Source organism: Sphingomonas sp. (assembly GCF_030145815.1).
In the GTDB taxonomy this organism is placed as follows: domain Bacteria; phylum Pseudomonadota; class Alphaproteobacteria; order Sphingomonadales; family Sphingomonadaceae; genus Sphingomonas.
This window is the reverse complement of sequence record NZ_JAIXHL010000005.1, coordinates 33,295-58,845: the sequence shown is the minus strand read 5'-3', so window position 1 is coordinate 58,845 and position 25,551 is coordinate 33,295. Positions and strand designations below refer to the sequence as shown.

At 66.4% G+C, this 25,551-nt stretch carries 25 protein-coding genes; 9 read left to right on the top strand and 16 right to left on the bottom strand.

Annotated features, from left to right (window positions below; genetic code table 11):
* Nucleotides 1-55 precede the first annotated feature (55 nt).
* Entirely contained in the window at nucleotides 56-655 is a 600-nt protein-coding gene (locus KYX69_RS05820) for a TIGR02466 family protein (RefSeq protein ID WP_300494886.1), read from the bottom strand.
* Between the two features lie 110 nt (nucleotides 656-765).
* Between KYX69_RS05820 and KYX69_RS05815 the strand changes: the two genes are divergently transcribed.
* Nucleotides 766-1,305, top strand: coding sequence for a hypothetical protein (locus KYX69_RS05815; RefSeq protein WP_300494884.1), 540 nt, complete (start codon nucleotides 766-768; stop codon nucleotides 1,303-1,305).
* Nucleotides 1,306-1,466: 161 nt separating this feature from the next.
* The gene (locus KYX69_RS05810) at nucleotides 1,467-2,483 is read left to right on the top strand and encodes a hypothetical protein (protein ID WP_300494881.1); all 1,017 of its coding nucleotides are present in this window, start codon (nucleotides 1,467-1,469) and stop codon (nucleotides 2,481-2,483) included.
* A 57-nt stretch (nucleotides 2,484-2,540) separates the two neighbouring features.
* Here KYX69_RS05810 and pth read toward each other — a convergent pair whose 3' ends face one another.
* From pth to KYX69_RS05795, 3 genes are all read right to left on the bottom strand, one after another.
* Nucleotides 2,541-3,113 (bottom strand): aminoacyl-tRNA hydrolase, encoded by a 573-nt coding sequence (gene pth, locus KYX69_RS05805; protein WP_300494878.1) that lies wholly within the window; start codon nucleotides 3,111-3,113, stop codon nucleotides 2,541-2,543.
* Between the two features lie 85 nt (nucleotides 3,114-3,198).
* Nucleotides 3,199-3,879 (bottom strand): 50S ribosomal protein L25/general stress protein Ctc, encoded by a 681-nt coding sequence (locus KYX69_RS05800; RefSeq protein WP_300494875.1) that lies wholly within the window; start codon nucleotides 3,877-3,879, stop codon nucleotides 3,199-3,201.
* A gap of 278 nt (nucleotides 3,880-4,157) precedes the next feature.
* Nucleotides 4,158-5,003, bottom strand: a complete 846-nt coding sequence (locus KYX69_RS05795) for a TraB/GumN family protein (protein ID WP_300494871.1) — start codon at nucleotides 5,001-5,003, stop codon at nucleotides 4,158-4,160.
* A gap of 81 nt (nucleotides 5,004-5,084) precedes the next feature.
* Between KYX69_RS05795 and KYX69_RS05790 the strand changes: the two genes are divergently transcribed.
* A complete protein-coding gene (locus KYX69_RS05790; protein WP_300494869.1) occupies nucleotides 5,085-5,978 on the top strand; it encodes a glycine--tRNA ligase subunit alpha in 894 nt (297 codons plus the stop codon).
* Nucleotides 5,975-8,455 (top strand): glycine--tRNA ligase subunit beta, encoded by a 2,481-nt coding sequence (glyS, locus tag KYX69_RS05785; RefSeq protein ID WP_300494867.1) that lies wholly within the window; start codon nucleotides 5,975-5,977, stop codon nucleotides 8,453-8,455. Before KYX69_RS05790 ends, glyS begins: the two co-directional genes overlap by 4 nt.
* Before the next feature lie 17 nt (nucleotides 8,456-8,472).
* Here the strand turns inward: glyS and KYX69_RS05780 are convergent, their stop codons facing one another.
* Nucleotides 8,473-9,255, bottom strand: a complete 783-nt coding sequence (locus KYX69_RS05780; RefSeq protein ID WP_300494865.1) for a TonB family protein — start codon at nucleotides 9,253-9,255, stop codon at nucleotides 8,473-8,475.
* 162 nt (nucleotides 9,256-9,417) lie between these two features.
* Between KYX69_RS05780 and ppdK the strand changes: the two genes are divergently transcribed.
* Together ppdK and KYX69_RS05770 are read left to right on the top strand one after the other, a co-directional pair.
* Nucleotides 9,418-12,081 carry a pyruvate, phosphate dikinase gene (gene ppdK / locus KYX69_RS05775; protein WP_300494863.1) on the top strand — a complete coding sequence of 888 codons (2,664 nt, stop codon included), beginning with the start codon at nucleotides 9,418-9,420 and terminating at the stop codon, nucleotides 12,079-12,081.
* A 5-nt stretch (nucleotides 12,082-12,086) separates the two neighbouring features.
* On the top strand, nucleotides 12,087-12,629 hold the full coding sequence (locus KYX69_RS05770) for a hypothetical protein (RefSeq protein WP_300494861.1): 543 nt from the start codon (nucleotides 12,087-12,089) through the stop codon (nucleotides 12,627-12,629).
* An 8-nt stretch (nucleotides 12,630-12,637) separates the two neighbouring features.
* Here KYX69_RS05770 and KYX69_RS05765 read toward each other — a convergent pair whose 3' ends face one another.
* From KYX69_RS05765 to KYX69_RS05730, 8 genes are all read right to left on the bottom strand, one after another.
* The gene (locus KYX69_RS05765; RefSeq protein WP_300494858.1) at nucleotides 12,638-13,315 is read right to left on the bottom strand and encodes a hypothetical protein; all 678 of its coding nucleotides are present in this window, start codon (nucleotides 13,313-13,315) and stop codon (nucleotides 12,638-12,640) included.
* An 86-nt stretch (nucleotides 13,316-13,401) separates the two neighbouring features.
* Complete coding sequence (locus tag KYX69_RS05760) at nucleotides 13,402-14,397, bottom strand: type II secretion system F family protein (protein WP_300494855.1); 996 nt, start codon at nucleotides 14,395-14,397, stop codon at nucleotides 13,402-13,404.
* Nucleotides 14,398-14,404: 7 nt separating this feature from the next.
* Nucleotides 14,405-15,382, bottom strand: coding sequence for a type II secretion system F family protein (locus KYX69_RS05755; protein ID WP_300494853.1), 978 nt, complete (start codon nucleotides 15,380-15,382; stop codon nucleotides 14,405-14,407).
* Nucleotides 15,383-15,426: 44 nt separating this feature from the next.
* Nucleotides 15,427-16,701, bottom strand: coding sequence for a pilus assembly protein CpaE (locus KYX69_RS05750; protein WP_300494850.1), 1,275 nt, complete (start codon nucleotides 16,699-16,701; stop codon nucleotides 15,427-15,429).
* On the bottom strand, nucleotides 16,698-17,336 hold the full coding sequence (locus tag KYX69_RS05745) for a CpaD family pilus assembly lipoprotein (protein ID WP_300494848.1): 639 nt from the start codon (nucleotides 17,334-17,336) through the stop codon (nucleotides 16,698-16,700). The genes KYX69_RS05750 and KYX69_RS05745 overlap by 4 nt, the downstream gene beginning before the upstream one ends.
* Nucleotides 17,337-17,354: 18 nt before the next feature.
* Entirely contained in the window at nucleotides 17,355-18,992 is a 1,638-nt protein-coding gene (locus KYX69_RS05740) for a type II and III secretion system protein family protein (protein WP_300494846.1), read from the bottom strand.
* 1 nt (nucleotide 18,993) lies between these two features.
* On the bottom strand, nucleotides 18,994-20,037 hold the full coding sequence (cpaB, locus tag KYX69_RS05735; protein WP_300494843.1) for a Flp pilus assembly protein CpaB: 1,044 nt from the start codon (nucleotides 20,035-20,037) through the stop codon (nucleotides 18,994-18,996).
* 50 nt (nucleotides 20,038-20,087) lie between these two features.
* Nucleotides 20,088-20,558, bottom strand: coding sequence for a prepilin peptidase (locus KYX69_RS05730; RefSeq protein ID WP_300494841.1), 471 nt, complete (start codon nucleotides 20,556-20,558; stop codon nucleotides 20,088-20,090).
* 50 nt (nucleotides 20,559-20,608) lie between these two features.
* Between KYX69_RS05730 and KYX69_RS05725 the strand changes: the two genes are divergently transcribed.
* The 3 genes from KYX69_RS05725 to KYX69_RS05715 are packed head-to-tail and all read left to right on the top strand — an operon-like array spanning nucleotide 20,609 to nucleotide 22,890.
* Entirely contained in the window at nucleotides 20,609-21,553 is a 945-nt protein-coding gene (locus KYX69_RS05725; RefSeq protein WP_300494839.1) for an alpha/beta hydrolase, read from the top strand.
* The gene (locus tag KYX69_RS05720; protein WP_300494837.1) at nucleotides 21,550-22,656 is read left to right on the top strand and encodes an FAD-binding oxidoreductase; all 1,107 of its coding nucleotides are present in this window, start codon (nucleotides 21,550-21,552) and stop codon (nucleotides 22,654-22,656) included. Before KYX69_RS05725 ends, KYX69_RS05720 begins: the two co-directional genes overlap by 4 nt.
* Nucleotides 22,657-22,716: 60 nt before the next feature.
* Nucleotides 22,717-22,890 carry a DUF1508 domain-containing protein gene (locus KYX69_RS05715; protein ID WP_300494834.1) on the top strand — a complete coding sequence of 58 codons (174 nt, stop codon included), beginning with the start codon at nucleotides 22,717-22,719 and terminating at the stop codon, nucleotides 22,888-22,890.
* Between the two features lie 409 nt (nucleotides 22,891-23,299).
* Here the strand turns inward: KYX69_RS05715 and KYX69_RS05710 are convergent, their stop codons facing one another.
* From KYX69_RS05710 to thrB, 3 genes are all read right to left on the bottom strand, one after another.
* Entirely contained in the window at nucleotides 23,300-23,779 is a 480-nt protein-coding gene (locus KYX69_RS05710) for a hypothetical protein (RefSeq protein WP_300494832.1), read from the bottom strand.
* Between the two features lie 220 nt (nucleotides 23,780-23,999).
* On the bottom strand, nucleotides 24,000-24,443 hold the full coding sequence (rnhA, locus tag KYX69_RS05705; protein ID WP_300494829.1) for a ribonuclease HI: 444 nt from the start codon (nucleotides 24,441-24,443) through the stop codon (nucleotides 24,000-24,002).
* Nucleotides 24,440-25,393 (bottom strand): homoserine kinase, encoded by a 954-nt coding sequence (gene thrB, locus KYX69_RS05700; protein WP_300494826.1) that lies wholly within the window; start codon nucleotides 25,391-25,393, stop codon nucleotides 24,440-24,442. Before thrB ends, rnhA begins: the two co-directional genes overlap by 4 nt.
* Nucleotides 25,394-25,551: the final 158 nt, after the last annotated feature.

Below are 25,551 nucleotides of genomic sequence, written 5' to 3'. Positions count from 1 at the left end.
CTGTGATCCGGGAAAGGCGCGCAGATACGCCGGAGACAGGCAAAAGGCTAGGGGCTCAACGATAGTTGAAGCTGACGCTGATCCGCTCGCCCTTGCCGGTGTGTGGCGTTACCTCGTGGCGCAGCCAGCTTTCCCACAGGAAGATGCTGCCCGGCTCCGGCTGGGCATAGACGAACGTCTGCAGATCTTCGGGCGCGTCGGCGCGTCGGGGCGGGGCGGCCATCAGCATCGGCAGGCGCGGATCTTCCAGCTTGAGCGCGCCCGCGCCCGGGGGCACGTCGACATAGATGGTGCCGGAGACGACGCTGTGCGGGTGGATATGCCCCGAATGGGTGCCGCCGGGCTTGAGGATATTCACCCACAGGCTGTCGAGCTTGAGCTTGCGCGACAGGTCGAACGCGCAGGCATCGGCGAAACGCGCAACATGGCGATTGAGGTGGCGGACCAGGTCGCCAAAGCGCGGGTCGCGGTCGGGCAGGTCGTCGAGCGAGGCGTAGCTGGTATAGCCGCGATAGCCATGATCCTTCGACCAACGCTGCCCGGCACGGTCCTGCTCCGCCAGGTCGCGGCAGGCATCGGCCAGTTCGGCGAGCAACGCGGCGTCTTCGAGCTGCGTCTGCGAAAAGCGGGTAGCGAACAGCGTCTTGATCGTCATCCCGCCCGCACAGCATGGACGGGGGATCGGTGCAAGCGCCCCGCGCGGTTGACAGGGCGCGGCACGGCGTCAAAGTCGCGCCATCACGAACAGGGGAGGACATCAAGTCCATGAAGACACTCGCAATCCTGGCGCCGCTGGCGCTGATCGCGCTGGCCGGATGCGGCGACAATGGCGCGCAGGAAAAGGCCGCGGCCGAAGCCAAGTCCAAGGCCGAGGAGAAGCGCAAGGCGCGCGACCTTCAGGACAAGCTGGCGCTCAACGTGCGCTGCTATGCTGCGGTGAAGTGGCAGCAGCGCCTGCTCGACAGCCCGGTGCCCAGGAACATTGCCGGCGGGGCCGCGCCGTTCCTGACCTATTATCGCGGCATGATCGAAAAGACGCTGGGCGATCAGGTGATCCCCGCCGATCCGCCCAAGCCCGAACTGTCCAAGGCCAATCTCGACACCTATCTCGACTGGGCGGTGAAGGAGCAGATCGAGACCAATTTCACCAAGGGCGACCGCGCGCAGGCGCAGGCGCAAGTGACGACATGCCTGCAGAGCGGAGCGGAATTTGGTGGGGTCGGACCAATGGCCAAGCTCGATCCGGCGGCACGGTACCGAAAGATTCAGGAGCTGCGCGGCCTGCTCGGCCAGCTGGGCAACTGACCCGAGTTTGCGCCGATGCGGCGAATCCCGCATCGGCGCTCTTCCGTTTCGTGGCCAGCCACGCTACCGCAGCACATTGAGTGGCCGTGGCAACGCGGCCCGTTCATCCCGGGTAAAGGCGCCAACCGCCTTCCAGACGGCCACGTTACAGGAGTCGCAGTATGATTCGCCGTTCCATCCTGATTGCCAGCACCGCAGTTGTTCTGGTCGTAGCCGGCTGCAGCGGCGGCGATGACGGCGCCACGCCGACCCCGACGCCTACCCCCAGCTCGAGCGTGACGCCGACCCCGTCGCCGATCAGCTATTCGAGCCTGCCGATCGCCGCCAACACTGCGGGCGAGTTCTTCACGGTCAGCGCCGCGACCAGCTATACCGGCGATGCCACCGGTCCGGTCACGCTGGGTGCTGCAGGCACCGACGCCTTCTCGAACCGCGTCCGGCTGGCGCTGCAGGGCACGCTGACCTCGACCTCGACCACCGAGCTGGTGGTGCGCGAGAATGCTGAGGAATCGCGCTTTAAGGGTGAGGATCTGCTGACCCCGCCGCTGCCTGCGAACCCGGAATATGTCCTGCGCGACATCACCGCCCCGACCAATCCGGGCGGGTTCAGCCAGCTCGACCTGCTGAACAATACCGTGTCGGGTCAGGTCACGTCGGACACCGCGCTGGCGCTGACCCGGGTCAGCTATGCCGGCTGGTGGCGCGGTGACAGCACGGCGGGTGCGAAGCGCATCACCTATGGCGTCTATGGCTATCCGACGGTGCTGACCGACATGCCGACCACCGGCACCGCGACCTACACTGTGCGCATCGCCGGACGTTCGGTGATCGCCCCGGCCGCCGGGGCGAGCCCGGTCGACAAGCTGGGCGGCACCGCGACGCTGTCGATCAACTATGCCACCGGCCTGGTTACGCTGACGCTGAACCTTGAGCGGGTCACCACGGGTGGCAATGTCGCTTATGGCACCTTCACCGGCACCGGCGCGATTCCGGTGGGCAGCAACCAGTTCACCGGCAGCTTCGGCCCGGGCAGCACCGCTGGCGGCACCTTCCAGGGCCTGGCCTATGGTCCGCAGGCGGGCGAGATCGGCATCAGCTTCGCGATCAGCGGTGCGGTGGCGGCGGGCGACAGCCGCGCGGTCGGCGTGGTTGTCGGCAAGAAGAACGTCGCGTCGTAAGCCGCACGTCCCGAGTAATGAAAAAGGCCGGGGAAACCCGGCCTTTTTTGTGTCCGCTCAGCTCCGCTGCAATCGTAGCGCGATGTCGTTCATGAACCGCGCATCATCGCCCTTGGCCAGCCACTCGGCCTCTGCCGCGATCGCGCCGAGCAGGTCGGACAGATCCTCGATCTCCGCCTTGGCATAGTTGCCCAGGACATAGCCGGTCACGCGGTCCTTGTGCCCCGGATGGCCGATGCCGATGCGCACGCGGCGAAACTCGGCCCCGATATGCGCGATCGCGCTGCGGATGCCATTCTGGCCCGCCGCGCCGCCGCCGCGCTTCACCTTGACCTGAAACGGCGCGAGGTCGAGCTCGTCATGGAACACCGTGACCGCCTCCGGCTCCAGCTTGTAGAAGTCGAGCGCGGCGCGGATCGCGCGGCCGCTTTCGTTCATGTACGTCGCGGGCTTGAGCAACAGGATCTTGGCTCCGCCGATGCGCCCTTCCTGCAGCCAGCCCTGGAATTTCTTCGCCGGCGCGGAAAAGCCATGCACTTCGGCGATGGCGTCGGCCGCCATGAAGCCGACATTGTGCCGGTTCATCGCATAGTCGGGGCCGGGATTGCCGAGGCCAACCCAGAGCTGCATCGCATTACCTTTTCACAAACGAAGAGCGCCCCCGCACTTGGGGTGCGGAGGCGCTCGTAATCGATCGGCACTTGCCGCGAAAGGCTTACTCGCCGTCCTTGGCCTCGCCCTCGGCAGCGTCGCCGTCAGCGGCGGGCGCTTCCTCGGTCTCGCCAGCGGCTTCGGCTTCAGCAGCCTCGGCCTGCTCGGAGACCAAAGCCGCCGGAGCCGCGATCGTCGCGATGGTGAAGTCGCGGTCTTCGATCGCGCTCGCCACGCCCTTGGGCAGGGTCACGGCCGAGATGTGCAGCGATTCGCCCAGGTCCAGACCCTTCACCGAAACGGTGATCTCGCTGGGGATCTCGGCCGCGTCGCACACGACCTCGAGCTCGTGACGGACGACGTTCAGCACGCCGCCCTTCTTGAGGCCCGGCGACGCGTCTTCGTCGGCGAACACGACCGGCACCGACACGGTGACGGTGGCATGTTCGGAGATGCGCAGGAAATCGACATGAACCGGGCGTTCGGTGACCACGTCGAGCGACACGTCCTTCGGAAGCGTACGGATCGCCTTGCCGCCCAGACCTTCGATCATCACGACCGAGTTCATGAAGTGGCCGGTGTGCAGCGCCTTGTACAGCGCGCGCTCATCCAGATGGATGCTCGTAGGTTCCTGATTGTTGCCGTAGATCACGGCGGGGACGCGGCCTTCACGACGCAGCGCCCGGGAGGCTCCCTTGCCAACCCGGTCGCGCGTCTCGGCCGACAGCGTAAGCGTGTCGCTCATATGTCGTTCCAATGCGCTAAAGTGTTTCCAATTCCGCCCAGGCCTCCAGGGATGACCCTGACCGGAAGCGCGCGCCTATAGGCGAGGGGAGGGGGAAAGTCCATCCCATTCCTCCCCCAGCTCGCTGGGGGAGGTGGCAGCGCGCAGCGCTGACGGAGGGGCGGCCGCGCAGACGGCCGAAACGGCTCGGCAAAATTCCGCCCTCTGCGGGGCGGCCCCTCCACCACCGCCTGCGGCGGCGGTCCCCCTCCCCTGAGCAAGCTCAGGGGAGGAATGGCTCAATATACCACCCGCTCGACCTTCAGCCCCCGCTCGCCCAGCAGCGCCTGCACGCTGCCCTTGCCCGCCAGATGCCCCGCGCCAACCGCGACGAACACCGTCCCCGGCCGTTCCATCCGCGCCGCGACCCAGTCGGCGAAGCGCGCATTGCGGCGCGTGATCAGCGCCTCTGCCACCTCCGGCGACGCCAGCGCACCGCGGTTCATCTCCGCCCCGACGCTCTCGGCATCGCCCTTGGCCCAGGCGGCGACGAACTTGTCGAGCCGAGCCTTGGTCCCCGGCAGCGCCTTGACCGTCTCCTCCAGCATCGCGCTCTGTGCCGCGCCCGACAGGCCGTCGAACAGCATCAGCTGCCCGCGCGCCGATTCCAGCGCCTTGACCGGCTTGCCCGCGTCCTCCGCCGCCTCGGACAGCGTTGCCTCGACCCCGTCGCCGCTGTCATAGCCCGCCTTCTTCACCGCTAGCTGCGCCAGCGTCAGCGCCGCCAGCCACGGCTCTTGCTTGTCGATCGCGCCGGCCTGCATGCCCAGGTCGCGCGCCGCCGCATCCACCTCCGGCGCGAACGGCGGACCCCCGCGCGTGCCAAGCTGCGCGGTCAGCGCGGCGATCGCCTGCGGGTCGGGCTTGGCGATTTCCAGAACCACCTCGTCGCTCGCGTCGAACGCCTCGCGCACGCCCTCGTCGAACCAGTGCATCCGGGGCTTGAGGACATGGACGGTGCCGAACAGATAGATGGTGGTGTCGCCATCCTTGACCACCCACAAGGCAGGGTCCGCATCCTCGCCGAACAGCGAGCAACCGGAGAGCAACAGGGCGGCGAGGGGGACGATCAGACGCTTCAACATGATCGCCCCTCCAAAGCCGCCCGCGCTCCTCGCGTCAACCGCAGTTGACCGCTCTTCGCCCTTTCGCCAAAGCCCGGCACCATGACCACGCCGCTCAGCTTCCAGGGCATGATCCTCAAGCTCCATGACTATTGGAGCCAGCGGGGCTGCCTGATCCTGCAACCCTACGACATGCGCATGGGCGCGGGGACGTTCCACACCGCGACGACGCTGCGCGCGCTCGGGCCCGAGCCTTGGAATGCCGCGTTCGTTCAGCCGTGCCGCCGCCCGACCGATGGCCGCTATGGCGAGAACCCCAACCGGCTGCAGCATTATTACCAGTATCAGGTGATCCTGAAGCCCAGCCCGCCCGACCTGCAGGAACTCTATCTCGGCAGCCTGACCGCGATCGGCATCGATCCGCTCAAGCACGATATCCGCTTCGTCGAGGATGACTGGGAATCGCCGACGCTCGGCGCCTGGGGCCTGGGCTGGGAAGTGTGGTGCGACGGGATGGAGGTGACGCAGTTCACCTATTTCCAGCAGATGGGCGGCTTCGACTGCAAGCCGGTGGCGGGCGAGCTGACCTACGGCCTCGAACGCCTCGCCATGTATATCCAGAACAAGGACAGCGTGTACGACCTCGCGTTCAACGATGCCGGCGTCACTTATGGCGACGTGTTCCTCGAGAACGAACGCCAGATGTCGAAGTATAATTTCGAAGTCGCCGACACCGACACGCTGTTCGAAGGCTTCCGCAAGGCGATGGCCGAGTGCGAGAATTGCCTGACCAACAATGTCCCCATCGCCGCCTATGAACAGGCAATCGAGGCGAGCCATTTGTTCAACCTGCTCCAGGCGCGCGGCGTCATCTCGGTCGCCGAGCGCCAGGCCTATATCGGCCGCGTCCGCGATCTCGCGAAGGGCAGTTGCGAGGCGTATATCGAACATATGAAGCCCGACTGGAGCGCCAAATTTCCGGAGTGGTCGCTATGACGGACTTCCTCCTCGAACTCCGCTCCGAAGAAATCCCCGCACGGATGCAGGACAAGGCGCGCGAGGATTTGGCGCGCCTGTTTACCGCCGAACTCGACAAGGCCGGCCTGAAGGCCGCGGGCCTCGTCACCTACGCCACCCCGCGCCGCCTGACGCTGATCGCGCGCGATCTGCCCGAGCAGACTGCGGCGGTGAGCGAGGAGCTGAAAGGTCCGCCCGCTGACGCCCCCGACGCGGCGGTCGAGGGCTTCCTGCGCAAGGCCGGCCTGACCCGCGACGCGCTGGAGACGCGCGACGTCAAGGGCCGCGCGACGCTGTTCGCGGTGATCGACAAGCCGGGGCGGGCGACCGCCGACGTGCTGGCCGAAGCCATTCCCGCCACCGTCCGCGCCTTTCCCTGGCCCAAGTCGATGCGCTGGGGCGATGCCTCGCTGTCGACCGAAAGCCTGCGCTGGGTGCGGCCGTTGCAGGGCATCGTCGCGCTGTTGGGCGAGCAGATCGTGGAGTGCGAGGTCGCCGGGGTGAAGTCCGGGGCCGCGACGGTGGGGCATCGCTTCCACCATCCAGGCGTCATCACCATCGGTTCGGCGGCGGACTATGTCGAAAAGCTGCGCGCATGCCATGTCATCGTCGACCAGAATGAGCGCCGCGCGACCATCGCGGTCGGCGCGAAGCTGGCCGCGAACAAGGCCGGGCTTACTTTGGTCGAGGACGAAGGGCTGCTGATCGAGAATGCCGGCCTGACCGAATGGCCGGTGCCGTTACTTGGTCGGTTCGACGAGGCGTTTCTGGATGTGCCCCCCGAGGTGATCCAGCTCACCGCGCGGGTGAACCAGAAATATTTTGTCTGCACAAATGCCGATGGCAAGCTGGCGAATGCCTTCATCTGTACCGCGAACATCGACGCGGCGGACGGCGGCGAACGGATCGTCGCGGGCAACCAGAAGGTGCTTGCGGCGCGGCTCAGCGATGCGCGCTTTTTCTACGAAACCGATCTGAAGACGAAGCTGGAGGAGTTGCATCCCAAGCTCGAAAAGATCGTGTTCCACGAAAAGCTCGGCACCGTCGCGGACAAGGTCGACCGGGTTGCCAAGCTCGCGCGGTGGTTGGTGGAAGAGGGCATCATAAAGCCCTCTCCCCTTCAGGGGAGAGGGTTGGGAGAGGGGCCTGGCGTGGCAGCCCCTGCCGATCCCACCGCCCCTCTCCCGACCTCGCTCCGCTCGGCCACCCTCTCCCCTGAAGGGGAGAGGGCAAGATTGGCCAACCTCGCCGAACGCGCCGCGCGGCTCGCCAAGGCGGACCTCGTCACCGGCATGGTCGGCGAATTTCCCGAGCTACAGGGCCTGATGGGCGGCTACTACGCCGCCGCGCAGGGCGAAGACCCGGCCGTCGCCGCCGCGATCCGCGACCATTACAAGCCGGTCGGGCAGGGGGATGACGTGCCCACCGCGCCGGTCACGGTGGCGGTGTCGCTGGCGGATAAGCTGGATAGCGTGCTGTCACTGTATTCGGTTGTGGGTCCGCCCACGGGCTCCAAGGATCCGTTTGCGCAGCGCAGAAGCGCCCTTGGTGCGCTCGCACTGGCCCAGCAAAACAATGTGCGGTTCAAGCTCGCGAACGCTTTTGACACGTTGTTCGAAACTGCCATCGATCAACAGCTTGAGCGAGCTGCTCGCGCGGATGAGACACGTCTCGAAAACGAAGGCAAAGCGACTTTCTCCGACTTTCGAGCTACCCGTAAAAAGGAGGGCGTGTCGCCGCTTGAAATACTCGCCGATTATCTTGCGCCGAAGGACGGTGAAGACCCTAATAGTGAGAGAATAATTGCTAAGCTTCGTATGTCGGATCAGGCTCGCAAGTCTCTGCAGGTTGCTTTGAACTATGCGCTCGTTGCAGATAAGCAAGATGATATACTCGACTTCTTCGCCGACCGCCTCAAGGTCCAGCAACGCGAAGCCGGCGTCCGCCACGACCTGATCGACGCGGTGTTCGCACTCGGCGGTGAGGATGATCTCGTCCGCCTGCTCGCGCGTGTCCATGCACTGCAGGCGTTCATGGCGACCGAGGATGGGGCAAACCTGCTCGCCGGCTACAAGCGCGCGGCGAATATCCTGAAGAAGGAGGGGTATGTCGCCCCGGCGGAGGCCGGGGTCGGTGCGACAAGCGCGCCGCAAGAGCCTCTGGCGGCCCCGGCCTTCGCCGGGGCGACGCTGTCCTATCCGCCCGAGCCCGCCGAGGCGGCGCTGATCGCTGCGCTCGACGTGGCGGAGCCGAAGGCTGCGGCTGCGGTCGAGGCGGAGGACTTCGAGGGGGCGATGGCTGCGCTCGCGACGTTGCGCGCGCCGATCGACGCGTTCTTTACTGATGTGACGGTTAACGACAGCGATCCCGCCAAACGCGCCGCGCGTCTCGCCCTGCTGGCCCGCATGCGCGACGCGGTCCACCGGGTGGCGGATTTCGGGAAGATCGAGGGGTAGCCAAGCCCCTCGCCCGCTCACCCCGGCAGGCGCCAGGCGAAGCGGGCGACGATCACCGTTGGCGCGGCGCTGCCGTCTGCCAATCGGGCGGCGGGGAGCGATCCGCGTTCGCGCATTAGCGTGCAGGCGCGGGTGTCGAGATCGGAATTTCCTGCCGACGCGACGATCTTGCAATCGGTGATTCGCCCGGTGCGGTCGAGGTTCAGGCGGAACAGCGTGTCGCCCTCCGCCCCCTCGCGCAACGCGGCCATGGGGTAATCCGACACGCTGGCGTCCTTTTCGGGCGTGACGATCGCCGGGCGCCAGCTGATCTTTGCCTCGACCGCCGGGTCGGCACCCCAGCTGCGCAACAGATCGTCCTGACAGGTCGATGCCGCCGCCATTGCCTTGCCCATCCCCAGCCCAGCCATCGCGATGCGCTTGCCGCCGCGGCTGAAGCCGATGTCGCGGGCGATGGCCATCGCCTTCACCTGTTGCGGCGTCACATCGAAGCGGATCAGACGGCGGCCGTCGCTGGTCGTTCCGCTCTGATAGGATGATGCGACATCGGGGACGGTGTTCATGCTGACCGTGACCATGCCGGACACCGCGCTTCCGTCCTCGGGCATGATCAGCATGGCTTCGGCGAAAGGGGCATTGGGGATGAGGCGCAGGCCAAAGGTCACCTTGCCCTGTTCCGCGCGATAATCGCGAAAGACGAGGCAGCTATTGTCGGCAAAATCGACCACCCAGCCGCCAGCGGGCGGCAGGGGCGTCGGCATCTGGACCGTCGCGGCCGAAAGAAGCAAGCCAGTCAGCATGTTGCGCTCCCCCAAAGGCGGGACGCGTTGGCCCCGCAAGCACCGACCATATGACCAGTTTTGTGCGTGTGAAGCAAATCTGTCACGTGACAACGGGGGACAAGCCCTTTCCCCGTCTTCGCACCTGCGGTAGGCCGCGCCCAAGTCACGGAAGGGGTTCGAATGACTCGTTATGTGTACCGCTTTGGCGGGGATGTTTCCGACGGCGGCCAGGGCGACAAGAATCTGCTCGGCGGCAAGGGCGCGAACCTCGACGGGATGGCGTCGATCGGCCTTCCGGTGCCCCCCGGCTTCACCATCGCGACCCCGGTCTGCGCGCTCTATTACGAGAATGGCGAGAGCTTTCCCGACAGCCTGAAGGCCGAGGTCGCGACCGGCGTCGCGCATATCGAAAGCGTGACGGGCAAGATGTTCGGCGATGCGGCGGACCCGCTGCTCGTCTCGGTCCGCTCGGGCGCGCGCGTGTCGATGCCGGGGATGATGGATACGGTCCTCAACCTCGGCCTCAACGACGCCACCGTGGTCGGGCTGGCCGACACCAGCGGCGACGCGCGCTTCGCGTGGGACAGCTATCGCCGCTTCATCCAGATGTATTCCGACGTCGTGCTCGAACTCGACCATGGCCGGTTCGAAGAGGCGCTGGAGATTGCCAAGGAAGATCGCGGCTACAGCCTCGATACCGAAATGACCGCCGACGACTGGCGCAAGCTGGTCGAGGAGTACAAGGCGATCGTGGTCGAGCTGTGGGGCAAGCCGTTCCCGCAGGATGTGCACGACCAGCTCTGGGGCGCGATCGGCGCGGTGTTCGGATCGTGGCAGTCGGAGCGCGCGAAGGTCTATCGCCGCCTCAACGACATTCCCGGCGACTGGGGCACGGCGGTCAATGTTCAGGCGATGGTGTTCGGCAATATGGGCGACACCTCGGCCACCGGCGTTGCCTTCACCCGCGATCCCGCGACCGGCGAGAATGCCTATTATGGTGAGTTCCTGATCAACGCGCAGGGTGAGGACGTGGTGGCGGGCATCCGCACGCCGCAATATCTGACGCGGGCCGCGCGCGAAAAGGCAGGGGCCAAGCCGCTTTCGATGGAAGAGGCGATGCCCGAGGCCTATGCCGAGCTGGCGCGCGTGTTCGACCAGCTTGAGCGCCATTATCGCGACATGCAGGACATCGAGTTCACGGTCGAGCGCGGCAAGCTCTGGATGCTCCAGACCCGCTCGGGCAAGCGCACGGCCAAGGCCGCGCTCAAGATCGCGGTGGACATGGCCAATGAAGGGCTGATCACGCGTGAGGAGGCGATCCTGCGCGTCGATCCCTCGGCGCTCGACCAGCTGCTTCACCCGACGCTCGACCCCAATGCGCCGCGCGACGTGCTGACCAAGGGGCTGCCGGCCTCGCCCGGTGCGGCATCGGGCATCACCGTGTTCGACAGCGACACGGCCGAGAAGCGCGCTGCGGCGGGTGAGGCGGTGATCCTGGTCCGCGTCGAGACCAGCCCCGAAGACATTCACGGCATGCACGCCGCGAAGGGCATCCTGACCGCGCGCGGCGGCATGACCAGCCACGCGGCGGTAGTTGCGCGCGGCATGGGTCGCCCCTGCGTCTCGGGCGCGGGCACGCTGTCGATCAAGGCGTCGGAAGGCGTGATGCGCATCGGCACGCGCGAAGTGCGCGAGGGCGAGGTGCTGACGATCGACGGCTCGACCGGCGAGGTGATGCTCGGCGCCGTCCCGACGATCCAGCCCGAGCTGGCGGGGGATTTCGGCACGCTGATGGTGTGGGCGGATGAGGTGCGTCGCCTGAAGGTGCGCACCAACGCCGAAACCCCGCTCGACTGCCGCACCGCGCGCGAGTTCGGAGCGGAGGGGATCGGGCTGTGCCGCACCGAGCATATGTTCTTCGATGCCGCGCGGATCACCGCCGTGCGCCAGATGATCCTGGCGAGCGACGAGGCCGGCCGCCGCGCCGCGCTCGAGAAATTGCTGCCCGAACAGCGCAGCGACTTTATCGAGATTTTCGAGGTGATGGTCGGGCTGCCCTGCACCATCCGCCTGCTCGATCCGCCGCTGCACGAATTCCTGCCGCATGAGGAAAGCGAGTTCGAGGAGGTGGCCAAGGCCGCCGGGCTCGACGTCGAAACGCTGCGCCGCCGCGCTGCCGAGCTGCACGAGTTCAACCCGATGCTCGGCCATCGCGGCTGTCGCCTCGGCGTGACCTATCCCGAAATCTACGAGATGCAGGCACGCGCGATCTTCGAGGCGGCATGTGTCGTGGCGGAGAAGTCGGGCGCAGCGCCGGTGCCGGAAGTGATGATCCCGCTGGTCGGCACCAAGCGCGAGCTGGAGCTGATGAAGACTGTGGTCGACCGCGCCGCGCAGGCGGTGTTCGCCGAACGGGGGCGGACGATCGAGTATCTCGTCGGCACGATGATCGAACTGCCCCGCGCCGCCTTGCGTGCCGGCGAGATTGCCGAGGCAGGGGCGTTCTTCAGCTTCGGCACCAATGACCTTACGCAGACCACGCTGGGCGTCAGCCGCGACGATGCCGGGCGGTTCCTGACGACCTATGTCGAAAAGGGGATCTACGCACGCGATCCGTTCGTCAGCCTGGATGTCGAGGGCGTGGGAGAGCTGATCAGCATCGCCGCCGAACGCGGCCGCGCGACCCGGCCGGACATCAAGCTGGGCATCTGTGGCGAGCATGGCGGCGACCCGGCGTCGATCGCCTTCTGCGAGCAGACCGGCCTCGATTATGTCTCCGCCTCGCCCTATCGCGTGCCGATTGCGCGGCTGGCGGCGGCGCAGGCGGCGTTGCGGGCGCGGTGAGTGCAATGGCGCTGGCCGCGATCCTGATCGAGGCCGTCGCTGCCGCGCAGATGACACCCGTCGAGCGCCTGAATGCGGAACTGTTGGCCGCGCGCACTGCGACGAGCGTATTGGAGACCCGCTGTGCGGCGCTCGGCCTGGCCGATCCGCCGCGCGTACGGGCCGAGGTGCAGCGCGGGCGCGTCGTCGCCAGCGCCTCGCCCGTGCGCACGCGGCTCAAGGTCGGAAAAGGCGAGATGCTGGGCTATCGCCGTGTGCGGCTGATGTGCGGGACGCATGTCCTGTCCGAAGCGGTCAACTGGTATGTCGCCGGTCGGCTGACGCCGGAGATGAACGCCGCGCTCGATGGCAGCGATGTGCCGTTCGGGCGGGTGATCCTGCCCCTGTCGCCGCGCCGTGAAACCTACGCGACGTGGAAGGTCCGTCCCGGCCGGGTTCCGCCGGGCGGCGTGGTGTTGCGCCACCGTGCGATCGTCCTCGACGGCGAGGGGCGCCCCCTCGCCGCCGTGGTCGAGCATTACCAGCAGGTGTTGCTCGGCGGGAGTTGACCCGCAGTTCAGGCCTGGGGCGCGGTGTCCGCCCGGACATGCGGCGGCAGCCAGTCATTGCTCGGCTGCGCTTCGCTCACGCTTCCTGCTGGCTCGCCTTGATCATGCGTTCCCGGCGCAGCTGAATCCGCTCCGCCCGCAACTGCCGGCGCTGGGCTCTCTGCCGCTGGAAAGGTGGCCACGGGGGAAGCCGGGGCGACCTCCTCCTGCACGGGGGCAGGCGCTGGGGTGGGATCGACGGGCTGTGCCTCGACCGTGCCCATCGGCAACGGGGGCGGGGGCGGGCCTTCGGGGATCCAGCTGGTTTCGGGCTGGGCCGCAGGGGCAGGTTCAGGCGCTGGTTCGGGGGCAGGTGCGGGCGCGGGGGCAGGCTTTGCCTCTGCCGCTTCCTGCACGCGTTCGATCAGCGTCGGTGCGGCGGCTGCTGCGGCGGCGGTGGCGGCAACCGGTGCAGCCGAGGGTGCCGGCCGCGAGTCGCGCAATTCGCGCTCAAGGTCGCGGATCCGGATCTGCGCGTTCCACAATTCGGCTTCGTCGCGGTCGCGCGCGCTGGCGTAGTTGAGCTCGGCTTCCTCGAGCTGGCGTTTCCATTTCTTGCCGCCCGAACTGCTGGCCAAACCAAAGAGCCAGCCGGCGATCAGCGTGAAGCCGAGCGCCGCCCATTCCGTGGGCGTGGTGAACAACATGGTCGCGTCTCCCCATTTCGCGTTCGAAACAGGTTAACCAAAGCGGAAGCCGAGCGCCACCCGCGGAATCACGGGGGCGGGACGTGTTATCCGGTCATCAACGCGTCGTTGATCGAGCAGGCCGCCGGGCCGAGAATCACGACGAACAGTACCGGCAGGATGAACAGGATCAGCGGCACGGTCATGATCGCGGGCAGGCGCGCGGCCTTTTCCTCGGCGCGCATCATGCGTTCGTTGCGGAATTCGGCGGAGAGCACGCGCAGCGCCGAGGCGAGCGGGGTGCCGTATTTCTCGGTCTGGATCATCGTGGTGACGACCCCGCGCACCGAGTCGAGGTCGATGCGGGTGGCCAGATTTTCAAACGCCTGGCGGCGATCGGTAAGGAAGCCGAGCTCGATCGCGGTGAGCGAGAATTCCTCGCCCAGTTCGGGATAGGCCTTGCCCAATTCCTTGGCGACGCGACCGAATGCGGCGTCGACTGTGAGTCCCGCTTCGGCACAGATCACGAGCAGGTCGAGCGCGTCGGGAATCCCCTTGCGAATCGCGCTGGACCGCTTCTGGATCTTGTTCTTGAGGTAGATGTCCGGCGCCTTGTAGCTCAGGATCGCGCTGCCCGCGACGAGGCCATAGGCCTTGAGCGGGGTCCAGTCGGCGAACATCTCTGTGCCATAGACCAGGAACGCCATCGTCCCGCCGATCACGATCGGCAACACCAGCCGGCCGAAGATGACCGCGACGGCGTAATCTTTCGACCGAATGCCGGCCTGCATCAGCTTGATCTGCGCGGTCTTGACCTGCGAGTCCTGCAGCACCTTGAGCGAGGACAGGAAGTCGCGGATGCGATCGGTCGTCGCGTTCTTCTGAACCAGCTTCGCGCGGCGCTTGCTGGTCGATGCGGTAATGCCGGCCTTCAACTGTTCGCGACGTTCGTTGAGCGCCTTGACGCGCTTCGCCATCGGGTCGCGCACCGATACGGCGGCATAGATGGCGAGCAGCACGCTGAACGCGGCGATCCCGGCCAGGATCGTCGCGACGTAGAACACGTCGACGCCGAGCAGGGTGGGTGCGGTGGGGGTGGTCATCATCGTATCAGATCTCGAAATTGATCATCTTGGCCATGATGAAGGCCCCGATGCCCATCCAGATGATCCCGCCGCCACCCGCGATCATCAGCCGCTGGTCGATGAAGAAACCCTGCATATAGGTGTCGTTGATCGTCCAGATCATGCCGAACACGATGAAGGGCAGGGCGCCGATGATATAGGCCGACGCCTTGGATTCCGACGACATCGCCTTGATCTTCAGCTTCATCTGACTGCGTTTGCGCAGCACCTCGGCAAGGTTGGCGAGCGTTTCCGCAAGGTTGCCGCCGGTCTCGCGCTGGATCGCGATGGTGATGCAGAAAAACTGGAATTCGGGCGTGCCGAGCCGGTCGGCGGTTTCCTGAAGCGCCTGATCGAGCGTGCGCCCGATTTTCATCTTGTCGCTGATTGAGCGGAACTCTTCGCCGACCGGGCCTTCCACTTCGGACCCGACCACGCCCATTGTTTCAGTGATCGGGAGGCCCGAGCGCAGACCGCGCACGAGCAGTTCGATCGCATCGGGAAACTTGGCCGTGAACTTGCCGACGCGGCGCGAGATCAGGAAGCCGACGGCCATGTGCGGCAGGCCGGCGCCGACGACCACGCCGACCAGCAAGGCGAGCAGTGCCGGAAGCCCCTGGACCATCAGCGCCGCCGCGATCACGACGACGATGCCGAGCGATGCCATGCCATATTGGCCGACGGTCCAGCTCTTGCCGGTCATTGCCAACCGCTTGCCGAGCTCGGCCGGGTTGGGCAGGAACCGCGCCGCCGCATTGTCCATGCGACTGTTGCGGGTGGTGGAGATGCGGCGCAGCTGCGCCTCGACGGCGCCAGCGCCGACCACGCCGGCATGGCGGTCGCGCAGCGACGTCAGGCGCCGCGCGCTCGCATTTTTGGCCGACGGCCCCGAAAAGGCGAGGATGAGCAGCACGAGCACCATGAAGGTGCCGCCCGCCAGCATCATCATCGGGAGCAATTCCACCCTTTACGCCTCCGGAACGGGGTGTCGGCCGGGGCCGACGCCGGTTATGCCTTCGCCTTCTTGGCGAGCTTGATCGAACTGGTGAGCTTGCCGAGCAGCGAGCCGCCCTTGACCTTCGCCTTGTCGGTGCGGACTTCCTCACCCGCATCGGTGATCGCAATCACGCGGCTGGCGATGTCGGCGAGCGGGGCGAGCGCCTTGACGTTCTTGCCCGCCTCGGCGAGCGGCTTGCCGAGCTTGGCGGCCTGCACTGCGGTCTTGGTGTCGAGCGGGATCACATAATCGATCTTGCGCTCGATCGAGCCTTCGAAGTCCTTGCGGCTGATTTCGAGCGCACCGGTCGGGACCCGGTTGGCAACGATGATCAGCTGCGTATGCGGTGCGTTCGACTTGAACCAGCTGATGATGCGGATCGCATCGCGCGCGGCGGCCAGCGTCAGCTCGGTCACCAGCACCGCCACCTGGACGTCGGAGATGAGGTGCGGGTAATTGACCAGCATCGACCGCGGCAGATCGACCACGGTGCATTCGAACGCGCTGCGAATCTCTTCCTGCAACTGGAAGAAGGCCGCGCCGTCGGTCATCACCGGCGAGTTGATCGGGGCTTCGGCCGACAGGACCGACAGCTTGTCCGACGCCTTGACCATCGCGCGTTCGATGAACAGCCCGTCGATGCGGCTGGGATTTTCGATTGCGTCGGTCAGCCCGCGTCCGGGTTCGAGGTCGAGCGTCAGCGCGCCGGTCCCGAAATGGACGTCGAGGTCGAGCAAAGCGGTCGACCGCCCGCTCTTCTCGCTCATCAGCCAGGCGAGCGAGGTCGCCAGCGTCGATGCACCGACCCCGCCGCGCGTGCCGATCACCGCGACCGCGCAATGCGGACGGTCCGATCCGGCCTCGACATGCTTGGGCGCGTTCAGCATCGCCTGCGCGTGCACGAACGCTTCGCGCATGACGTCGGGATTGAGCGGCTTGAGCAGATAATCCTGGATGCCTGACGCGACCAGATCGCGGTATAGGCGCACGTCATTGACTTGGCCGGATGCGATCACGACCGTGCCCGGCTCGCACACTTCGGCGAGCGCGTTGATGTCGTTGAGGGGGTCACCGCTTTCCGACAGATCGACGAACAGGATGTTGGGGCTGGCCGAGACCGAGAGGGTCTGGACCGCGTTGCGCAGACCGCCCTTGTTGACCTTGTCGGGGTTCCAGCCCTGTTCGATCGCGATCGGGCGAATCGCCTCGGCGGTCGTCTCGTCGCACACGAACGCGACGAAGGGTTCGCGATGCGCGGCGCGCTGGGGGTTAAAGGGCGCGTTCACTGGCCGCCTCCGCCGGTACCTTCGGATTTGACGGCAGTACCGCCAGCGCCGCTCGGGGCCGCCTCGCGCAGCGCCTTGATCGATTTGGTGATCTGCGCCGGGTCGGCGGTGGGGGAGCCAGGCTCGCCGCGCACCAGATCCTCGGGACGTGCCACCATCGCGGCGAGGTTGCCGTTGATCGCGCAGCCATAGCCCGAGCTGGTTTTGCCCGCAAAATTGCCTTCGCCGGTGTCACGGCGGTCGGGGCAACCGGGGACGCTGGCCTTCATGCGGCTGACGATCACACGGACCATGCCCGGCTGAACTGCGCCAGTGGTGACCGGGGCGGGGCCGGAGAGCAGCACGCCATAGCGTGCGGCCTCGACCGCTACCTGCCGCGCGGCACCGGTTCCTGCGGGATCGTCGACATAGAGGCGGTCGCCATAGCCGAGCCGCAGCGAAGCGAGCCAGCCGGCGACCCGCGCCTGCTCGCCCGACGCCAGATAGCTGCCGTCGGTGGCCGCATCGAACACATAATCAGTGCGGGAGACGACCGGCTGGTTGGCCGATTCGAGACCCGGTGCGCTGCCTACGCCGCATGCGGACAACAGGCTGGCGGCAGCGGTCAGAAAGAGGATCGTGTTACGCTTCGACATGGTCGTTCCTCGCCGCGATCAGTTGAAACCGAAGCCCGGTGCGGGGGCCGCACCACGCTTGCGCTTATCCTTGGTGTCGCCCTTGGGCGCAGGCTGCTGCGCCGGGGTGGCGATCGGCTGCACCGGCTCGGGCTGCGGCTGTGGGCCGGGCTGGGCAGGCGTCGTCGCGCCCAGCGCGGGCTCGGCACCGACCGGCGGGGCCATTTGCGGGGTCGGGCGCTTGCCGTCCTTGTTCGATCCGCCAAGGCGACCGAGCAGCACGCGCTCGGCATCGTTGGGCGCCTTATAGCCGTCGGTGGGCAGCGCGATCTGATTCCCGTCGACCGGCTTCACCAGATAGGGGGTGATGACGATGACCAGTTCGGTCTCGTTGCGCTTGAACCCGTTCGAGCGGAACAGCGCGCCGAGCACCGGCAGATTGCCCAGACCCGGGGTCTGGTCGATCAGATTGTCGTGCGAATTCTGCATCAAGCCCGCGATCATCAGGCTCTGGCCGGAACCGAGCTCGACCGTCGTTTCCGCCCGGCGGGTGGTGAGCGCCGGAATCTGCACCCCGCCGATCGTCACCGAGCCTGCCGCCGAGAGCTGCGACACTTCGGGACGCACGCGCAGCGAGATGCGGCCATCGGCCAGCACCGTCGGGGTATAGGCGAGGCTGACGCCATATTGCTTGTACTCGACCGATACCGCGCCGAGACCCTGGCTCACGGGAATCGGAATCTCGCCACCGGCCAGGAACGATCCGGTCTCGCCCGACAGCGCGGTCAGGTTTGGATTGGCGAGCGTTGAGACCTGGCCATTGGTTTCGCCCAGATCGAGCGCGCCCAGAATGTCGAGGCCGAACAGCGTGCCGAGGCCGCCGATGGTGGTGCGCCCCGACCCGGGCGTGATCGCCGTGCCCGGCTTCTGGGTGATCGCGCCGGTGATCGGATCGATGGTGTAGCCGGTGACGGTGCCGCCCACGCCGAGTGGGAGATTCGGGTCGGTGGTCCAGGTCGTCGCGGGCTGACGCCCGCTGCCGATGCCAAACTTGAACCCGCCCGACCCGTCGAGCGTGGTGAAGTTGCTGCCGATATTCTTGGCGAAGCTGCGGCTGACTTCCGAAATGCGGACCTGCAGATTGACCTGCAGCGGGGTCGCGGTCTTGAGGCGCGAGAGGATCTTGGTCTCGTCGCCGACAAACGCCTGCGCCAGCCGTTCGGCTTCGGCGGCATCCTGCGGCGCGGCGACGGTGCCGGTGAGCAGCACGAAGCCGTTCATCGTCGTCGCGGTGATGTTCGAATCGGGCATCGCCGTTTCGAGCATGCCCTGAACGCTGTCGAAATTATTGCCGACGCGGACGGTCGATGAGTAGATCACCTTGCCCGACTTGGTGGTGGCGTAGACGGTCGTCTCACCGGCCTTTTTGCCGAACACCCAGAGCTGGGTGGGCGAGCGGACCTGGACGTCGGCGATCTCACTGTTCGCGACGAAGATGTCGGACATCGGCGCGCTGAGCGTCACCAGACGCCCGCGACCGGTGGCGATCTGCACCATCTCGCGCGGCGCGGCATGGACGGTCTGTGCCAGCACCGGTGCCGGCAGCGTCGCGGCCGGCATCGCCAGCACGGCGACCGCAGCGAGCGCTCCGCCCAGCTTGTTCCCCCTCACACGCATCTCAATTCTTCCCCCCAACCGGGACGACCGTGACCGAATTGCCCCGTGAAATCTTGACCACCGGTCCCTGACCGGCTGCTGCCCCACCCGGATAGGCGCCGCCTGCTGCGGGCGCGGGTGCGCCGGGCAGCGCATCGTCATCGCGCGCCTTGCCGGGCACCGTGCTGCGCTGGAAGCGCGATACATCGGCACCGGTCGAGAAAGTCGATCCACCCTCCGCCGGGCGCGATGCGAGCCGCGCGATCATTGCCTTTTCCGCCTTGGGATCATTCCCTTCGGGCATCGTGACCTCGCCCGAGGCGATCGCCTGCTCCAGCTCGCTGCTGTTGTCGGCGATCGAGCGCAGCGACAGCGACAACGTGCCCAGCGTTTGCGCGACCGCGATCTTTTCGGCGATGCGTGGCGTCGCCTCGACCGTCACAGTCGAATAGGTGGCGACGACGGTCTTACCCTGATCGTCCTGCTGCTTGTCGGTGCGCTGGTCGGTGGCGAGCACGCGCAGGTTGCGCAGCACCGTTTCCGATGCCTTGAGCGGCGGGCCATCGCCGCCACCCGCGACCGTCTGGGTCAGGATCAGGTCGACCCGGTCGCCCGGGAAAATGAAGCCGGCAACGGCTGCCTGTGCCGACACCGGCACGGTCACCGCGCGCATGCCCGGCGCGAGTGCAGCGGCGAGGAAGCCACGGTCGCCCGGCTTGACCACCGCGCCCTGCGTCAGCGGCTGACCGGCGGGAATCGCGAAGCGGACGACGGTGCCCTGAAGCTTGCCGAGGTCGGTGTCTTCCTTCTTGAAATAGGCGCCCTCGACCAGATCCTTGGGCCAGGCGACGAACTTGATCGAATCGGGGCCGAGGATCGTGCCGACCGGCAGCGCTTTGGTCGCGACCAGCACTTCGACCGCATCGACCGGCGCGGGCTGGCCTGGAACGGGTGCGGCGCCGGCGACCGGCGCGGGCGATCCCGTCATCAGGCTGCGCGCCATGAACGCGGTGATCGCAGCGACGATCAGCGCGCCGACCAGCAGAATGATCTTCCGTCCATCCATGACGTCTCAGGCCTTTTCAATGTCCGACCGGGTTGAACCGGCGTTAAGCATCACGCGAAGGGGTTAAAAATCGGTTCGCGAAGTGTGAGCAAAGCGGCGATGGCGATGGCGATCCCGTATGGAATCTCAGGCTGTTCGCTGCGGCGGCGGATCCATTTGTCGATCAGCATGACCAGGGTGAGCGCACCGCCGACCAGCGACATGATGACGATCAGGCTGATCAGCTTGTCGAATGGGAACCACAGGGCGAGCGCCGCGATCATCTTGACGTCGCCGCCACCCATCATGCCGAACTGGAATGCGGCGGCGAACAGCGCGAACACCCCCAGCGCGACGCCGAGCTGAATCGCCATGTCGGGCCAGGGGCTTAGCCCCATTGCGACCCACCACGGCAGCGCCAGCAGCGCGATCGCAGCGTTCTTCCAGTTCGAAATTTCACGGATGCGCGCATCCTCGATCCCGGCCGAAACCAGGATCAGGACCAGCAGGCCCAGCAGAATTACAGGCGCAAATTCCCCCATCTGAATCGAAGTTCTAGACGGGAGGGCTTTCCAAACCGTAACCAGCGCGCATGACCGTTTCCCCGATCGATCGCCGCGCAATCCCCGCCGGCGCCAGCGTCACCAACTGGACTGCCCCTGACGGATGGGTGCTACGCTGTTTCGCCTGGCCCGCCAGCGGCACGCCGCGCGGGTCGATCCTGTTCCAGGGCGGGCGCGGCGACGTGTTCGAGAAATATCTGGAAAGCTTCGCGCATTGGCAGGAGCGCGGCTGGACGATCACCTCGTTCGACTGGCGCGGGCAGGGCGGGTCGGGGCGGCTGACCGATGCCGGCAATTGCGGGCATATCGATGATTTCGCGCACTATATCGCCGATTTCCGCGACTTTGTTAGCGAATGGATGGCCGCAACGCCGCCGCCGCACATCATCATGGGCCATTCGATGGGCGGGCATCTCGTCCTGCGCGGGCTGGTCGAGGGGGTGGCGCGGCCCGATGCCGCCGTGCTGATCGCGCCGATGCTGGGGCTGAAGGGACCATTCGGTGCGGCGCTGGGCGAGCGGTTGGCGCGCTTTCTGGGCGGCGTCGGCAATTCCGCGCGCCCGGCGTGGAAGTCGAACGAGCGGCCCTACACCACCACCACGCGCGAATCGCTGCTGACTCACGACACCGATCGCTATCAGGACGAGATTTTCTGGCAGCAGGCCAATCCCGGCAACGTCACCGGCCCGCCCAGCTGGAAATGGGTGATCGAGGCATTCCGTTCGACGCGCGAGCTGCGCACCAATCCTGCGCTCAAGCGGATGGACGTGCCGGTGCTGGCCCTGATCGCCGAGCATGACGACCTGGTCGATGCCAAGGCCGCGCTGGCCCAGGTCGGCAAGCTGCCCGACGCGCGGGTGGTGCGTTTTGGCAAGGAAAGCGCGCATGAGATCCTGCGTGAAGCGGACAAGGTGCGCAATCGTGCGATCGGCGAGATCGACCTGTTTCTGGAAGCACGGGCGCGGCGCGGATGAAGCGTTATGATGTCGCGGTAATCGGCGCCGGGATCGCCGGGGCAGGCTTGGCTGCCGAGATCGCACCGCACGCCAGCGTCCTGATCCTCGAGGCGGAGGCGCAGCCGGGCTACCACGCGACCGGGCGCTCGGCGGCGTTCTGGTCGGAAACCTATGGCGGGCCGAACATCCAGCCGCTGGTGACCGCGTCGGGCGATTTTCTGCACCACCCGCCCGAGCGGATGGGCGGCCAGAGCTTCCTGTCGCCGCGCGGCGAATTGTTCATTGCGCGGCGTGCGGATCGCCATGTGCTCGACGGCTTCGTCGCCGAATTTGCCGAGGCGGGGGTGGTGCTCGACGATGTCGACCCGGCGCACTATTGCCCGGGCATCCTGCCCGAATGGACCGAGGCGCTGTATGATGTCAGCTGTTGCGACATCGACGTTGCCGCGCTGCACGGCGCCTATCTGGCGGCGGCGCGGCGCGACGGGGCGGTGCTGGTGTGCGACGCTGCCGTCACCGGGCTGTCGCGTGACGGTCATTGGCAGATCGAGACGCGCGCCGGGACGTTCGCGGCCGACGTCATCGTCAACGCCGCCGGGGCCTGGGCCGAGCCGGTCGGGCTGATGGCCGGTGCGCCGCCGACCGGGATCGCGCCGCTGCGTCGCACGATGGTGCAGCTGCGCGTCGATCCGCCCGCGCCGATGAGCCTGCCGCTGGTGCGCGACGCGCATGAGCGGTTTTACTTCAAGCCCGAATCCGGCGGGCGCATCTGGCTGTCGCCGCACGACGAGATCCCGACCGCCCCGTGCGACGCCGCACCGGAGGAGATCGATGTCGCGATCGCGATCGACAAGCTCGCCAGCGCGGTCGACTGGCGCGTCGAAGCGCTAGAGCGGCGCTGGGCGGGGCTGCGCACCTTCGCGCCCGACCGCAAGCCCGTCTATGGCTTCGACCCCGCCGTGCCGGGGCTGTTCTGGTGCGCGGGGCAGGGCGGTTTCGGCATCCAGACCGCGCCCGCCGCGTCGAAGCTGGCGGCGGCGATGCTGCTGCGCACCGCGCCTGACCCGATGGTCGCGCATCTCGACCCCGAACGCTATTCGATCCACCGGTTTCGTGGCTGAATCGCTGGACGGACGGCGCGGCTTTGCTATCGTTCGGACTTCGCAACGAAGGAGCGCATCATGGCCCACAAGTTCGTGATCGAGCAGAACAAGGCAGGCGAATATGTCGCCAAGTTCAAGTACAACAGCGAAGTGATGTTCTGGACCGAGGGCTATTCGAGCAAGGCCGGGGCGCAGAATGCGATCGATTCGATCAAGAAGAACGGCCCCGACGCGCCGGTCGAAGAGGGGTGAGGCGAGGCGGCGCGTTGCGTTTGCGGCGCGTCGTGTTGCGTGTGTTCATTTGGGCTCCGTCTGCTGTGGCGCGCGGACGTCTATAACCAAATAGGTTCGTGTAGGAAAGCGGGCAGCGGTTTCTGGCTGTTTTTCGCGGGTTTTCGCGTGGGCGGCGCGTTGGCGCGAAGCGTGGAACGGGCGAGTACAGGCTCGTGCGGAGCGTGCTGCCAAAAACGTAATGCGACGATGTCGACGATCTTCGCGTCATGGAGCAGCGGGCGGGTGTCGCTTTCGCGGAGGAAAATGTCGAACGCGTGCAACGGTGGGGACGTGCCGATCGGACAATTTTGGTGGTGAAGTGGATTTCGGCGCGAGGCCGGAATGATAGTGGAAGTTGGGTGGCGGCTGACTACGCCATAGACGACATTCAGCCAGCGTCGGCATCGAAGGGATTGCTGAGATTTTGCACCAATGTTTCGGCCCGCACGGACGAGCTACCCATGCGCTCTATGAATTTGGCGGCCAGCCACTCCTCATTGCTGCCGCCTTCCTCCGCTTGAATTACCAACCTTGCAAAGTCCTCAGCTGTGACGACGCCCTGTGAGGGTAGCAAGTCCGTGACGTGAGTCGCAGGCCCGCCGCAGCAGCCGCCCTTCACGCATATATCCCACAGCAAGAGGTCGAAAGCATTGGGCTGGACGATTTCAACGTCCCGCACTTCGCTGTCGCACCAGAACCGGATTGTGCAATGTCCAATATCGGCGAAGGTGCGATCAACCGCGCCGGGGCCAAATGAGTATCGGATGCCAATTCGAGCAAGGGGCGGCAGTGCGTATTGCACCTCGCCCGGTTCCAAGATGAATGTGACCGGTTCTTCGACGCGATTTTCAAATACAGATATCGGCATGCCGTTCGGATATCACACGGATGACGCCAAGCGGAGCGGGTAATGACCGCTTCCCACCCAGTTACAGACGCTTCTGTCTTTTTACTCCGTCATCCTGAAATTGTTTCAGGATCCACGTCCTCGCAAGCGGCGGAGCAGCGTGTGGAAGGGTGGATGCTGAAACAAGTTCAGCATGACGGGGTGGGGGCGGTGGCTACCACCCCAAACCCCGCCCTCCGCCCTAACTCCGCAGCGCCGCGTCGCTCGCCAGCTGGTCGGCGCGTTCGTTGTCGGGGTGGCCGGCGTGGCCCTTGACCCATTGCCATTCGATGCGGTGCGGCTTGGCGGCGTCGAGGAGTTCGATCCAGAGGTCGCTGTTCTTGACCGGTTTTTTGTCTGCGGTGCGCCAGCCGTTGCGCTGCCAGCCTTTGATCCACTTGGTCAGGCCGTCCATGACGTAGCGGCTGTCGGTCGACAGCTTGACGCGGCACGGCTTGTTGAGCGCCTTCAGCCCCTGGATCGCGGCCATCAGCTCCATGCGGTTGTTGGTGGTGTGCGCCTCACCGCCCGATAGCTCCTTCTCGGTCGTTCCGGCGCGCAGCAGCACGCCCCAGCCGCCGCGCCCGGGATTGCCCTTGCACGCGCCATCGGTGGCGATTTCGACGAGGGGGAGTTCGGTGGTCATGCGGGACGGCTCATGCTTTCGTAGTGACGGAGGCGGCGGACATAGGCGAGCGGGTCCTTGCGCGTCACCAGCGCGTCCGCCGGGGTGTTGATCCAGTCGAACGCCCGCGACAAAGCGAAGCGGATGCACGCCCCACTGGCGAGTAGCGGGAAGGCGGCGCGTTCGGCCTCGCTCAGCGGGAAGCGCGATGCATAGCCGCGCAGCAGGGCGTCGCCGATCTCTGCGTGATAGGTCGCGCCGGTCGCATCGAAGCTCCACGCGCTGTGCATCACGGCGAGGTCGTAGATGCGGAAATCGGTGCTGGCGAAATAGAAGTCGATCAGGCCGGTGACGGTGTCGCCGAGCATCAGCACATTGTCGGGGAACAGGTCGGCATGGATCGCGCAGCGATCGAAGCCCTCGCGCGGCCACGCCGCCAGCACGCGGTCGAGCGCGGCCCCGAGTTCGGCGTGCAGGCCCGGCGCGATCTGGTCGAGGCTGTCGCCGCAGCGGTCGAATAGCGGGCGCCAGCTGTCGACGCCCATCGAATTGGGGCGGTCCTGCGCGAAATCGGCGACGGCGGCATGCATGTCGGCCATCGCGCGCGCCGCCGCCTCGGCCTGAGCCGGGGTGGGGTGGGAGAGCGACACGCCCGACAGGAACTTGATCAGGCACGCCGGGCGGCCCTCCAGTGTCTGGATCGCCACGCCGTCGCGGTCGCGGATCGCGGGCGGCACCTTCAGCCCCTTGGCGTCGAGATGCGCGAGCAGGTCCATGAAATAGGGCAGGTCGTCCGCATCGACGCGCTTTTCATAGAGGGTGAGGATGAAGCGGCCTTTGGTCGTGTCGACCAGATAGTTGCTGTTCTCCACCCCCTCGGCAATGCCTTTGGCCGACACGAGGTTGCCGACGTCATAGCGGGCGAGGAAGGCGGCGAGCGCCTCTGCCGATACCTGTGTGTAGACTGCCACCATTCCTCCGTTCGCGCTGAGCCTGTCGAAGCGCCGAAGCACGCCCGGTAGGGGAAAGTACCGCCCTTCGACAAGCTCAGGGCCAACGGAGTTAGGTCGTATCGACATTTAATAATCCTCCCCCGCCAGGGGGAGGTGGCGCCGAAGGCGACGGAGGG

What these genes read in the sequence shown, in the direction of transcription:
- KYX69_RS05820 (WP_300494886.1), bottom strand. Translation starts at nt 655, where the DNA reads ATGACGATCAAGACGCTGTTCGCTACCCGCTTTTCGCAGACGCAGCTC.
- KYX69_RS05815 (WP_300494884.1), top strand. Translation starts at nt 766, where the DNA reads ATGAAGACACTCGCAATCCTGGCGCCGCTGGCGCTGATCGCGCTGGCC.
- KYX69_RS05810 (WP_300494881.1), top strand. Translation starts at nt 1,467, where the DNA reads ATGATTCGCCGTTCCATCCTGATTGCCAGCACCGCAGTTGTTCTGGTC.
- pth (WP_300494878.1), bottom strand. Translation starts at nt 3,113, where the DNA reads ATGCAGCTCTGGGTTGGCCTCGGCAATCCCGGCCCCGACTATGCGATG.
- KYX69_RS05800 (WP_300494875.1), bottom strand. Translation starts at nt 3,879, where the DNA reads ATGAGCGACACGCTTACGCTGTCGGCCGAGACGCGCGACCGGGTTGGC.
- KYX69_RS05795 (WP_300494871.1), bottom strand. Translation starts at nt 5,003, where the DNA reads ATGTTGAAGCGTCTGATCGTCCCCCTCGCCGCCCTGTTGCTCTCCGGT.
- KYX69_RS05790 (WP_300494869.1), top strand. Translation starts at nt 5,085, where the DNA reads ATGACCACGCCGCTCAGCTTCCAGGGCATGATCCTCAAGCTCCATGAC.
- glyS (WP_300494867.1), top strand. Translation starts at nt 5,975, where the DNA reads ATGACGGACTTCCTCCTCGAACTCCGCTCCGAAGAAATCCCCGCACGG.
- KYX69_RS05780 (WP_300494865.1), bottom strand. Translation starts at nt 9,255, where the DNA reads ATGCTGACTGGCTTGCTTCTTTCGGCCGCGACGGTCCAGATGCCGACG.
- ppdK (WP_300494863.1), top strand. Translation starts at nt 9,418, where the DNA reads ATGACTCGTTATGTGTACCGCTTTGGCGGGGATGTTTCCGACGGCGGC.
- KYX69_RS05770 (WP_300494861.1), top strand. Translation starts at nt 12,087, where the DNA reads ATGGCGCTGGCCGCGATCCTGATCGAGGCCGTCGCTGCCGCGCAGATG.
- KYX69_RS05765 (WP_300494858.1), bottom strand. Translation starts at nt 13,315, where the DNA reads ATGTTGTTCACCACGCCCACGGAATGGGCGGCGCTCGGCTTCACGCTG.
- KYX69_RS05760 (WP_300494855.1), bottom strand. Translation starts at nt 14,397, where the DNA reads ATGACCACCCCCACCGCACCCACCCTGCTCGGCGTCGACGTGTTCTAC.
- KYX69_RS05745 (WP_300494848.1), bottom strand. Translation starts at nt 17,336, where the DNA reads ATGTCGAAGCGTAACACGATCCTCTTTCTGACCGCTGCCGCCAGCCTG.
- KYX69_RS05740 (WP_300494846.1), bottom strand. Translation starts at nt 18,992, where the DNA reads ATGCGTGTGAGGGGGAACAAGCTGGGCGGAGCGCTCGCTGCGGTCGCC.
- cpaB (WP_300494843.1), bottom strand. Translation starts at nt 20,037, where the DNA reads ATGGATGGACGGAAGATCATTCTGCTGGTCGGCGCGCTGATCGTCGCT.
- KYX69_RS05730 (WP_300494841.1), bottom strand. Translation starts at nt 20,558, where the DNA reads ATGGGGGAATTTGCGCCTGTAATTCTGCTGGGCCTGCTGGTCCTGATC.
- KYX69_RS05725 (WP_300494839.1), top strand. Translation starts at nt 20,609, where the DNA reads ATGACCGTTTCCCCGATCGATCGCCGCGCAATCCCCGCCGGCGCCAGC.
- KYX69_RS05720 (WP_300494837.1), top strand. Translation starts at nt 21,550, where the DNA reads ATGAAGCGTTATGATGTCGCGGTAATCGGCGCCGGGATCGCCGGGGCA.
- KYX69_RS05715 (WP_300494834.1), top strand. Translation starts at nt 22,717, where the DNA reads ATGGCCCACAAGTTCGTGATCGAGCAGAACAAGGCAGGCGAATATGTC.
- KYX69_RS05710 (WP_300494832.1), bottom strand. Translation starts at nt 23,779, where the DNA reads ATGCCGATATCTGTATTTGAAAATCGCGTCGAAGAACCGGTCACATTC.
- rnhA (WP_300494829.1), bottom strand. Translation starts at nt 24,443, where the DNA reads ATGACCACCGAACTCCCCCTCGTCGAAATCGCCACCGATGGCGCGTGC.